The organism is Nostoc sp. UHCC 0302 (assembly GCF_038096175.1).
GTDB lineage: Bacteria > Cyanobacteriota > Cyanobacteriia > Cyanobacteriales > Nostocaceae > UHCC-0302.
The window spans coordinates 2346707-2358145 of record NZ_CP151099.1; the positions used below are offsets into that span (position 1 = coordinate 2346707).

The following is an 11439-nucleotide window of genomic DNA, read 5'->3' on the forward strand; positions in this document are numbered from 1 at the left end:
AGCTTGAAAAAGGGAGTAGGGAGTGGGGAGTAGGGAGAATGGGAAGAAATCTTTTTCATTCTTGGTTTTGAGATTTTCCCATGACTTATTGAATTGAAGAGTATATGTTCCCTTGTGTGAAGAGTATGAGTTTTTTATTGAAAAAATTCAATCCATCAAAAGGTATAGAGGAACTTTAGCCTAAAGGCATATAGACATTTATTGCTATTAAAGCTATTCCTGAGTACAAGATGCTTGGTATTTAAAAAATTATTTTTTAAATCGCATGAAAGCTGCGCCAATTAGTAATCCTGCGATTTGTGACCATTGTAAAATGCTAGTTTGATTCACACCTACAGGAGGAATATTTAAACTGCCAATACCATAAAACACCTGTTGTAAAAACCACCAAAATACATATATAAAAGCTGGTACTTCGATAGGGATATATACAATTAGTAAGGGTAAAATTGTATCAATTTTTGCTTGAGGAAACTTGATAATATATGCCCCTAAAACAGCTGCGATCGCACCATTCGCACCAATCAATGGTACTGTCAAACTCGGTTCAACCAGAATTTGTACTACTCCCGTCAGTATGCCAGCAGCCAAATAAAATCCTAGATAGCGGCTACTCCCTAAAACATTTTCTAAAGATTTACCAAAAACCCATAAAAATAGTAAATTCCCTAATATTTGACTAAAACTGCCATGCAAAAATATTCCCGAAAGTAGGGAAAATGAACGTAAAAACACAACTACCCAAGCAGCAGAGTTGGCTGAAATAGCATTTGTAATTGCCCCACTAATCTGCGCTGGAATTACCCCCCAACTATTGACAAAATTACCCAATTCCCCAGTAAATTCTAGTTTGAGTTCCCACAAGAATATCGCAATGTTAATACCAATTAGCCAGTAATTAATAATCGGCTGATTTCGACAACGAATGTTATCACTAATAGGAATCATCTGAATTTGTCAAGAATCAAGAGTTATTAGTTATTCTGCCATGCTTTCCTTGCTTTATAAATGTAGGTTTTTTACAATTAAAAGGGGTGTAAGCTTGCACCAAAATAAGATAAATTAAAACTTTGTATAAGGTCAGAACCTAATCATGTCAACCATTCAAACAACTCTGGTTCTTGCCATGTCGGCTGATGGAAAAATTACTCCTACAGATCCTAAAGCGCCCTCTAATTCCTATCCAGTTGATCAAGCACACCTAGAATATCAAGTTTCCCTTGCAGATTTAATTATCGTAGGCGCTGGAACAATTCGCGCTGAGGAAATCACCTATACAATTAAAAATCCAGAATTGTTGGCGGCGCGCAAAGTTCGTGGTCAGTCTCCTCAACCGATTACCTGTGTTGTCTCACGTTCACTAGAGTTAGCGCCGACTCTACCTTTTTTTAGCCAGGAAGTTGAGCGATGGATATTTACAACACGTACTAGTTTAGAGCGTAATTCTGATACCACAACCTTAAGTAAAGTGGCTGACTTAATTGATCTAGGAGATACAGACTTAGACTGGGATAAAGCCTACAGCCTGCTGGAAGAACGGGGTATCCGCAAAGTGATTGCTTTAGGAGGCGGTTCTTTGACAGCTACTTTATTGCAGGCAGGGCGAATTGACGATTGGTGGTTGACTATCTGGCCTGTAATTTATGGAGGACGGGATGCGTTAACACCCGTAGAAGGAGAAGGTTTTATTCCCTATGATGCGCCTAACCTTCAACTCATCGAAACTCGCCAGAATGGGAATGAGTTATTTTTGCACTATCGCATACTCAAAAAATGATTTGATTCAGCAGAGAAAAAAGTGTATTCGTAATAACGGTAATACAAAGTCTGGCTTATCTACAGATATGAAACACGCAAATATGTTTGGCTATGTAGCATAAAGATAAGCAAGTGTATTGGTATGAGATTTATACTCTTTCCTGCTAGTGTCGTATAACAAATTATTTGTTATACGACACTTTTTTTTAATTCTTTTTTATCTCACGAGCCATCTTAAGGTAGTAATCCATTTTGTCATTAGGACGACGGCGATTACTAGTTGGAGCCACAGGAGTTTTATTTTGCTCCGTTTCAGTTAGCTGTTTAGCTGAAGCTTGCTTTGTCTTTTCTGCTTCATCAGATTCTAAGAAATAACCGGAGCTAGTGAATCCAAAAACTTTAGCAAAATAAGCAAACAAGTTTTTTACCCAATCAAAAAACTTATTTAAAACAAAAGACAAAGAGCCTTCAATACGAAGGTACAAGTTCCGAATAATTTGAGTTACACGAAACATAAGAGTATATTTTATGATTGTTTATGAACATCTGGACTTAATATTATAAGTATATAGTCTTGCCAAAAGTCTCTATCAACAGGGGTGTTTTTGGTGCTTTCGCTTTTTCTTAAGTAGGATACACCCCACACCCTTATACCCCAATTTCTTGACAAAAGCTTTTGCCAAAATAAATGTTGATAAGTGCAGTCTAAAGGATATGTATGCGATCGCCAACTTTGGGACGAGCAAAAGACTCCCAAGCACTGCCACTACGCAAGAATAGTTCCATCCAACGTGTTTCTGCACCTTGTGCATTCGTCCAGCCGCTGCTACCCGGTGCTAGAGCTAGTTGTCCGTCTTCGACTGCAAAGCTGCCATGACTAGCAACTGCTTTTAGCTCGGTGTCACCAATTTTTACACGCACAATATTGCCATCGCCTGACTTGATAGTATTCTCTGGGATAGTGGTTTTTAAGTTGCCGTAGCCATCAATATAGGCAATACAACTATCGGGGATGCCGGGTATATCTGAAGGAGGAAGTTTATCAGCTAAAGCATCAGGTTGTCCCAAGGCAATAGCAGCTGCTGCTTGGGGAAAAAGATCACGAGAACGAAACTGTGAACCTTGAGCCGGAACCGCAGCCCAGCGTAAATCAGCAGCAGCATCACGCACAAAAGAGAAGGCATAACCAGCATTTACACCAATGACGCGCACCCCTGTCGGTAAACGTGCAAAAGCCAGACCCTCCCCTGCATTATTGACACGTGCCTGTCCATCATCAGCGCGAGGCGCTACATTGTGATAGATAATAGTCCCGGCTGGTGACTCGTTTAAACCTAACTGTGCTATGCAAAATCCCGCCGCTAGTGTGGAAAATGCAGGTACGGGTGTTAGTACTGGTTCAGCATCCGGCAAATACAGCTTAATACGCTGCACTACTTCAGCAAAAGCTAAATCGCCAAAGCCATAATCTGCAATGATGTGAACCAGCATATATTTTTTCCTGTATCTTCAACAAGATGGTACACAAACAGAAAGAATCAGTCTTAGCTCTCTGGTAGCATTTTGAGTAATTCGTTGTTTAATGATGCGATCGCCTTCTCCTTTAGACTTGTCCGAAAATTCCAAAGCCAGACTGTTCAAAGCTTTGGGGCAAAACTTTGATATCTTCGTAAATACGTAATTATAAGGCTTTGAGATAGTTAGTGATAATTTAGAGGCATAAAAATTAACTCCTAATTTCTAAAAATTTATGATTTTTGCTACTAGCTAAGTTGGCAGAACTAAGCTACCAATTCTTAACCTAACTAATCCGCAAACTGTTAAAATAATCTGCTCATACGTCTCAAGCTTTAAGCGAAATCTTTGTGAGGCTATGCGGAATATTTTAAGTAATCGAATCAAATGTTCAATGAATATCCGATTACTAGATAAAGCCTTATTTTCATCTTTTTGCTGTTGAGTTAATTCTCGTTTTGGTTTCTTTTTATGAGGAGTAGTGATATTCTCACCTCCTTGAAAGCCTTTATCACCTGAAAAGGGTTGAGATTTATCAAATTTATTTTGAGATTGACGAAACAATTTTATATCTGCTGTTGGCCCAGGAACACCTACTTCTACCTCTACAATATCTTTGCCTTCTGGTATGCCAATTATCAGACTTTTTAATGTATGTTGTCTCTTCTTTCCAGAAAAATATTTCTGTTGCTCTTTTTGGTCAGAATCCCTATATATTGGCTGTTCTAAGCTATCGACTAATAGCCTAAAATTTGTTAATACTTCTTGAACAAATAGTAAATCACTTTCATTATTTGATACTTGTTCTAATAAACTAGCAGGTAATATATCACGAAGAATTGGTATCCAGTCGTGAAATGTATCATTAGCTTCGGTTTTGGAAACACCAAATAGCATTCCTAATACTTGGAATGTTGGCATCTGTCTTAGATAAAATAGACATAAACATACTTGTTCTTCGGTTGATAACTTTTCGGGACGACCACCACCAGCCGCATTAATTCTAATTTTATGACTCTCTTGTTTAGCTTTGATGTATCGATTTCGTTTTAAGGCGCAATTTAGCAGTGATTGCAATTGTTCGTAACTAATCCCTAAAATCTGTTTTGTTCGTAGTGGATACTTTTGTATATAATCTAAAATCATAACTAATTGTGGAAAATGGTAGACGCCCAATCTAACGTTTTACCATTTTTCTTTTCCTAAGTTAATATTTCGGACAAGTTTTTTGAAAGACGCTACGCTGTAGGGAATTTATATTTGTTTACGCAGCATCTCTGTTAGGAGAAAGGCTTTACCCACTGACCGGATTATTTTTCCGCAAGTTCTGTACTTTCCTGAAGTTCCCTTCGTACAAAGAGCGCTCCTAATTCCTTGCGCTTCCCCTTTGAGTCGATGAATACGTATCGGGACTGCACTTTACAACTTGAGGGATGGCTGTAACGCAGTTGCTGACCTCGGAAGATATAAAGTTTGTTGCTGGATAGTGTATTTGGTTCAAGCATATTCTAACTCCTCTGCTGATTGAGTGATATTATTTATACTCTTCAATAGCTCCAATCACTTTGACAAAGAACGATTACAAAATAATTTAGCAAAGTGTCGTTTTAGATAGAGAAGTACTTGGAGAAAGTTAAATCTGGCGTTACTCTAGAATACCTTATACAAGTCTTAAAATATGCTGACATTTCTGTAAAATTGCCGAATCTCTCCTGTGGTTAGTTTAATTACCATCGTCAGAGAGGCTTTTCATCAAACGAAGCACTAGCAAGAAAGCTAGAAAACCCAACTAGCATCCAACCCAAACAAATATGCTTGCGTGCGAGCCAATCTTGTTTATTAACTATCGTCAGTTTTGTGTTAACGTCGAAAATCTCTAACCCCCAACATCCCAACGCACCTATCCCGAAAAAGCCAGCACTTAAGATAGAGGAAATTGCGATCGCTTTGAGAATACGCGAAGCAAGAGTTTGCTGTGTTCTAAAATGCCTAAGATTATCATGATTATGAATAAATAATTTAGCTCTGTCTCCAGGCTCTAGATGCTCTGATTGTATTGGATGGTAAACGATTTGTTTGTGATTAACCATTTGTTGTCACCCTGATATGTAAATAGGATTCATATAAGTGGTCATATGGTAAACTTTCGCTATGACTCCTACTACATTCTATAGAAAGAAAACCTAACTGTCTTTAGTAAGGGATTTGTCACTGCACGCAGTGCTAGCGTTACTCAAAACAGCCTTATTTTGTAAATAGATTTTTGCAACAACTCTACTAGGTAATTACTAACGCCTAACTTCTGATGCCTCTTGTTGATCAGTAATATTTCTGAGGTCTTGATGCCATCTTCCGTCTTCGCCAATTCCCGGAATTTCATTAATTCCTAAACTGTTTCTCAAAGCTAGGTACGATTTCCCCTCTTCTGTGATATGGAAATAATTACTTAAATCTCCTTCACCGTCCTCTTGAAGTTTTGTAATTCCCTTGCCTGCAAAATTATTAATGAATCCCATAGCGCGAAGATGCCTAAGTTCCTTCGCTAAGTTATCGTTGAATTGAGAGTTAGATTTTTCTCCAGAGTTAAGTTTTAGGAGATGTTTTAGTTCATTACCATCGATAAGATACCTAACTAAGAATTTAAGTGTTGCTGATTGTTGTTCTTGAAGCAAGTCAATACGTCTTTGTTGACTATTTAGTTCTGCAATTTGCTCATCTTGTAGCTTATTAATATCATCCTTAACTTCTTGTTTTAATCTTCTGAGTGCAATTCCAGTACCGGAAATTGAAATATCCTCTACGTTATCCAATAAACCTGAATTAAATAGTAGAATTAAACTAAATATAATAATTTCTGTATTCCCAATCCTGTGATTTTGTTGAGAATTTGGAAGAGGAATAATAACAACATATAATAGATATAGTAAACCCACAATAGATGATACCTTTAATAACCACCAACTCATATTTCGTCTAGGCTTTTCGCCAAGTAAGTTAGTCGCTGAGTCTAGCGGTGGTAAAGGCTGTCCTAAACTTTCATAAGATTGGTTGGAGGCTAGCTTTTTTAAAGTTTCTAGCTCTTTATTAGTCATATCTATAATCTTTAGCTCCGTGAAGTTAGAAAGAAACGGTTAGAAAGGGTTTTATTCCCCTATTTTGCAAACAAGGGCTTAATTTAAAACTAAACACTTAGTATCTTAGTAGACAAAATAGATAACTGATATCGTCCAAGAGTAAGCTATGCACACTGCCTTACGGAATAGAGTTATATCAGGTTCGGTTGAAGACTAATAATTAGGACTAATCTCAAGTCCGATTAGTTACTTATAAATAAAATGTATGTTTGTAATTGCGCTTGAGCGCAAGAGTTATGTATGGCGCTCAAGCGCAACTACGAGCCTAATTATAAGTTTTTTCCCGAATACGACATCACACAAAGATAAATGATATTTAACAGTAGTGCTAATATTGCGCCAAATGGCTCAAGTAAATTCTATATATGCATTAAAGAACCTTCACCATTGAGGATTCGCCGCGATTAATGCTGTCGCTGCCAAGCTATCTAATGGGTGGGAAAATAAATATCCCTGCCCATACTCACAGTTCAACTTTCTCAGAAAGGTTAGTTGCTCGTTTGTCTCGACTCCTTCAGCAATCACATTCATGCCGAGTTTGTGTGCTAGTGTCACAATTATCTCAATCATTCCTAAATTTCTACCACCATTAGCATCTAGTGAGCTAACGAAAGAACGGTCAATCTTCAATACATTAATTGGAAAGTCATGCAAGCGACCTAATGAGGAATAGCCAGTACCGAAGTCATCAATAGATAACCCAATCCCCATCTGTTGAAGTTGCCATAAAGCAGCAGTTAACTCATTGCTATTTTCTATAATTACGCTTTCAGTAATTTCTAGTACGAGAGAGAAAGCATCAAGACCAGTCGAATGCACAATTTTTTTAATCTGCTCAATCAAATTCGGCTGGGAAAATTGCTTGACAGAAAGATTTACGCTGATTTTTTCAGGCGAGTTTGTGAACTCGTGTAGCCGCCAAGCTTGCATCTGGCGGCACGACTCATACAGCACCCAGTAACCAATCTCAACAATCAATCCCGTTTCTTCTGCTAAGGGGATAAAATCATCTGGAGAAACTAGACCACGCTCTGGGTGTTGCCAGCGAAGCAGAGCTTCAAAACCTAAAATTCTACCGCTGCTGAGTGAAACAATCGGTTGGTAATAAACCCGAAATTCTTGGCGTTCAATTGCTCGACGCAAATCTGTTTCTAACTGCAATCTGGACAGAGCATTAGTATACATATTTGGGTTGAATAGTTTATGGCACGCTCTGCCTAGCGCCTTGGCTCGGTACATCGCCGTATCAGCATCTCTGAGCAAGTCTTCTGGTTGGTTATATTCCACGGTAGAACTCAAAGCGATGCCAATACTTACTGTTGTAAACACTTCTTGCCCGTCAAGCTCAAAAGGTAGTGCCAGTTGTTGTTGAATCTTTTCAGCCACTCCTATGGCGTCTGACACATTTCGGATGTCTTCAAGCAAGATTGTAAATTCATCTCCCCCAATCCGGGCAGCTGTATCTTGGTAGCTTATGCACGATCGCAACCTATTTGCTATTGCGAGTAGAAATTTGTCTCCAAGTAAATGTCCCAGACTATCATTGATTACTTTAAACCGATCCAGATCCAAAAACAGTACAGCAAATAAAAAATTCTCCTGTCGCTTAGCTCGTTGGAGTGCAGATTTTAAGCGCTCTATAAATAAAGCTCGATTTGGTAAACTTGTTAGTGCATCGTGAAATGCATTATGCAGTAGCTGTTCTTCTGCCCGTTTGCGCTCAGTAATGTCATGGGTGTGTCCGAAAATCTGGTGAATTTCTCCATGTTCATTCAAAAGCGGCACATAGGTGACAACGATGGTGAATGGCCCACCAGGCAAATTGATTTTGCATTCTCCGGTTTGCAAGGTACGCATCTCTACTGTTTTTTGCAGGAGTGGGAGATAGGTATTTGTGACTTCCGGTGGAAATAATTCTTCGTCTTTGTAGCCTAAAAGTGCTGACTCAGTATAACCACTGCGGTTAACTCCGAAAGCATTGACAAATTGCAACCGCCGCTCGGCATCATAAATCACAAATGGATGTGGGAAGTTATCAACTGCTAATCGAAATCGTTGTTCGCTTAGGCGCAGCGCCTCTTCCACCTGCTGACGCTCACCAATTTCATCCTTTAGCTGTCTGTTAGCCTCTACCAGTTCAGCAAAGGATTTTTTTAATTGATCAGCCATTTGGTTATGAGTCTGAGCGAGAACTCTAAGTTCGTTTATGCCTTCTACTGTAACGGTTTGGTCTAAATTACCATTAGCGATCGCCTTTGAGGCTAAACTTAAGCGAAAAATTGGCTGGCTAATCCAATGGGAGGTAATAACTCCTGTTACTATAGCCAGGATAAATGCTCCTAAACACAGCAAAATCGTAGTTCGTGTGTTGGCTTGGATATGCTCCATAAAGTCAGCTTCTGGAACCACTACGACAATCACCCAATTTAGCCCGTAGCTATCTGTAAATGGCATTAATTTAATGAATTGCCGCTGACCATCAATTTTGAAGTTTATCTGATGGCTTTGATCAATGTTGCTAAAGTTATCAAACTCTTTGAGTAAATGCTGTGTTGTTAACCGAATAACATGATCGCTGCTGGCGATCGCTTTTAGTCGTCTGGGTTTCGGCTCTCCTTTGAGAAACTTCAGCGAAGCGGAAAGTCCAAGCGGAGGCTTTCTCCTTTCAAAACCTCCGTACTCCTGACTCAGAACAAAAGGCTGCTCAACTGATGAACTTGCTACCAAATCTCCAGAACGCTCGATAATAAATGTCTTTCCTGAGCGACCAATCTTGAATTTTTGCAAAAAATCATCCAGTTGCGAAAGAGATAGAGTTGCATTTGTAACTCCTAATAAAGTACCTGTTTTGTTATAAACAGGCCGTGTGGCGCTAATCGCTAGTCCAGATGAAGAGAAATAGGGATAAACTGCGCTCCAAGTAGGTTTACCTGCTTTTACAGCCTCTGTATACCAAGGACGAGTACGGGGATCAAAGGTTGTGCTAACTCGAATTAAGTTAACACGATTACCTTGGTTATCAGTACTGTAAGTATGGTATCTACCACCAGTTGATTGGTTTAATATTCTGATTACTAACAAGCCATTATTAAGGCGATCAACTGAATAAATTTCTCCTTGTACATTGGCAAATGCAATAGGGCTTAAAGATTTAAATAACTGCATCTGATACCATAGATGCTGTTCTAAGCTCTTTTCATTACTAAAATCTAACTCGCCAAAACGCATCACATTAGCGTTAATTTCAGTGACGAGTTGAGGTGTTTTCATATAATCTGTAATATGTTGATGAATCCGAGTTGTAACTTCATTTATCAGTTCGGTAGCAACTTCATTCACAGCTTTCTGACCATTTTTCAAGGAAAAAAATGCTGTTAGCCCTACAGCAGCAGAGATTTGCAAGACAAAAGGTACTACAAGAGCTACACGTAGTGGCACTCTCAATAGTTCTTTAGGAATTAGAGACGAGAAAATCTGCGGTAGCATCTATAGACAGTTTTAATAAATAGTTTGAAGCTACAAATCGGCTGTTAATAGCTAAATATCACATTGATTATTATAGTTACAGGGAGGAATCATGAAAGCGATCGCTACATACGAATATCGAGAAACTAGCAACCCCGACTGTTTTACTGAGATTGATATCGAAATACCACAACCAAGTGGCAGAGATTTACTGGTTCGCGTCAAAGCAATTTCTGTTAACCCAGTTGATTACAAAGTCCGCTCGTCTATCAAAGAAAAACAAACAACGCCGCGAATTCTAGGATGGGATGCTGCCGGAATTGTGGAAGCGGTTGGCAATGAAGTAACTTTGTTTAAACCTGGTGATCAAGTTTACTACGCAGGCAGCATCACTCGTCCTGGTAGCAACAGTGAATATCAACTAGTTGATGAACGCATAGTCGGCAAGAAACCTATTAATCTTACATTTGAAGCGGCGGCAGCACTTCCATTAACAACTATTACCGCTTGGGAAGCCTTATTTGAGCGATTAGGAATTGAACCACAAAAAACATCTAAAAATCAAGCCTCCAAAGTATTGATTATTGGTGGTGCAGGGGGTGTAGGTTCTATCGCTATCCAACTAGCGAAACAGGTTGCAGGGCTGGTCATTATTGCCACAGCATCTAGACCCGAAACCATAGATTGGTGCAAAAAAATGGGTGCTGATTACACAATCAATCACCATCAACCGTTCAAGACAGAACTAGAGACTATTGGAATCAAAGAAGTTGATTACATTCTCTGTTTTAACGATACAGAACAGCATCTACAAAATATGGCAGATGTGATTAAACCGCAAGGAAAAATCTGTTCTATTGTTGAAACGAAACAACCTTTGAATATGAATGTTTTGCAGTGGAAAAGCGTAACATTTGTTTGGGAGTTTATGTATACCAAGCCCGTATATGAAACAGAAGATATCCAATCTCAACACGACTTGTTAAATCAAGTAGGTGAGCTAGTTACTCAAGGGATTATACAAACAACTATGACCAAAAATTTGGGTTCACTAAATACAGTAAACCTAGCCAAGGCACATACTGAGCTTGAATCTGGGAGAACGATTGGTAAATTAGTGCTTTCTGGAATAAATAGCTAACAACTTCAGTTAAATGCCTAGGGGCATACATCTCTACGTCCCGAAGCAGATGAGTAGCTCCTGAATTGCATGATCTAGTCTATTTCCTTGGACAGAATGCATTTGTAATCTTTTCATCCATTTGGATGAAATTTTATCAAAACATATACTCCTTAAGACGAGTAAAACTGTTAGATGTCATGCAACTAGAAATATCAAGGTTAGATAACAAAGCTATATCTATAGATAGAAATAAACCAAAGTTAATAATTGTAATATCGCAAATGTCCTTGATAACTGATCTTATATATCGCATATGTAAAATTTCTATATTACTAGGTTAATATATTTCTTAAATTTACAAGGTTTCTGAATACTGATAACTAAAAAGCATCAGTTTTGAATGAAAACATTTTGCTTAATTCCATTTAAAATTAGTGACTTTAG

The 11439-nt window shown here is 38.5% G+C and carries 10 protein-coding genes; 2 read left to right on the forward strand and 8 right to left on the reverse strand.

The window, feature by feature from the left end; genetic code table 11:
- Nucleotides 1-249: 249 nt before the first annotated feature.
- Entirely contained in the window at nt 250-948 is a 699-nt protein-coding gene (locus tag WKK05_RS09730; protein ID WP_341529528.1) for a rhomboid family intramembrane serine protease, read from the reverse strand.
- 145 nt (nt 949-1093) lie between these two features.
- Here WKK05_RS09730 and WKK05_RS09735 point away from each other — a divergent pair, with 145 nt between their 5' ends.
- Nucleotides 1094-1777, forward strand: coding sequence for a RibD family protein (locus WKK05_RS09735; RefSeq protein ID WP_341529529.1), 684 nt, complete (start codon nt 1094-1096; stop codon nt 1775-1777).
- A 187-nt stretch (nt 1778-1964) separates the two neighbouring features.
- On the opposite strand, the gene WKK05_RS09740 is transcribed toward WKK05_RS09735, so the two are convergent.
- The 7 genes from WKK05_RS09740 to WKK05_RS09770 form a co-directional block, all read right to left on the reverse strand.
- Nucleotides 1965-2219 carry a threonine dehydratase gene (locus tag WKK05_RS09740; protein WP_341529530.1) on the reverse strand — a complete coding sequence of 85 codons (255 nt, stop codon included), beginning with the start codon at nt 2217-2219 and terminating at the stop codon, nt 1965-1967.
- A 244-nt stretch (nt 2220-2463) separates the two neighbouring features.
- Nucleotides 2464-3249: an SAM hydroxide adenosyltransferase gene (locus WKK05_RS09745; RefSeq protein ID WP_341529531.1), complete on the reverse strand. Its 786-nt coding sequence runs from the start codon at nt 3247-3249 to the stop codon at nt 2464-2466.
- Between the two features lie 18 nt (nt 3250-3267).
- A complete protein-coding gene (locus tag WKK05_RS09750) occupies nt 3268-3399 on the reverse strand; it encodes a hypothetical protein (protein ID WP_341529532.1) in 132 nt (43 codons plus the stop codon).
- A 126-nt stretch (nt 3400-3525) separates the two neighbouring features.
- Nucleotides 3526-4419 carry a transposase family protein gene (locus WKK05_RS09755; protein ID WP_341525207.1) on the reverse strand — a complete coding sequence of 298 codons (894 nt, stop codon included), beginning with the start codon at nt 4417-4419 and terminating at the stop codon, nt 3526-3528.
- Between the two features lie 590 nt (nt 4420-5009).
- The gene (locus WKK05_RS09760) at nt 5010-5363 is read right to left on the reverse strand and encodes a hypothetical protein (protein WP_341529533.1); all 354 of its coding nucleotides are present in this window, start codon (nt 5361-5363) and stop codon (nt 5010-5012) included.
- Between the two features lie 198 nt (nt 5364-5561).
- Nucleotides 5562-6365, reverse strand: a complete 804-nt coding sequence (locus WKK05_RS09765) for a hypothetical protein (RefSeq protein WP_341529534.1) — start codon at nt 6363-6365, stop codon at nt 5562-5564.
- 423 nt (nt 6366-6788) lie between these two features.
- Nucleotides 6789-9893, reverse strand: a complete 3105-nt coding sequence (locus tag WKK05_RS09770) for an EAL domain-containing protein (RefSeq protein ID WP_341529535.1) — start codon at nt 9891-9893, stop codon at nt 6789-6791.
- Nucleotides 9894-9984: 91 nt separating this feature from the next.
- Here WKK05_RS09770 and WKK05_RS09775 point away from each other — a divergent pair, with 91 nt between their 5' ends.
- The gene (locus WKK05_RS09775) at nt 9985-11013 is read left to right on the forward strand and encodes a zinc-binding alcohol dehydrogenase family protein (RefSeq protein ID WP_341529536.1); all 1029 of its coding nucleotides are present in this window, start codon (nt 9985-9987) and stop codon (nt 11011-11013) included.
- Nucleotides 11014-11439: the final 426 nt, after the last annotated feature.

Excerpts from the sequence above, each read along its gene's own strand:
- WKK05_RS09745 (WP_341529531.1), bottom strand. The coding sequence starts at position 3,249 with ATGCTGGTTCACATCATTGCAGATTATGGCTTTGGCGATTTAGCTTTT.
- WKK05_RS09760 (WP_341529533.1), bottom strand. The coding sequence starts at position 5,363 with ATGGTTAATCACAAACAAATCGTTTACCATCCAATACAATCAGAGCAT.
- WKK05_RS09775 (WP_341529536.1), top strand. The coding sequence starts at position 9,985 with ATGAAAGCGATCGCTACATACGAATATCGAGAAACTAGCAACCCCGAC.
- WKK05_RS09730 (WP_341529528.1), bottom strand. The coding sequence starts at position 948 with ATGATTCCTATTAGTGATAACATTCGTTGTCGAAATCAGCCGATTATT.
- WKK05_RS09765 (WP_341529534.1), bottom strand. The coding sequence starts at position 6,365 with ATGACTAATAAAGAGCTAGAAACTTTAAAAAAGCTAGCCTCCAACCAA.
- WKK05_RS09755 (WP_341525207.1), bottom strand. The coding sequence starts at position 4,419 with ATGATTTTAGATTATATACAAAAGTATCCACTACGAACAAAACAGATT.
- WKK05_RS09770 (WP_341529535.1), bottom strand. The coding sequence starts at position 9,893 with ATGCTACCGCAGATTTTCTCGTCTCTAATTCCTAAAGAACTATTGAGA.
- WKK05_RS09735 (WP_341529529.1), top strand. The coding sequence starts at position 1,094 with ATGTCAACCATTCAAACAACTCTGGTTCTTGCCATGTCGGCTGATGGA.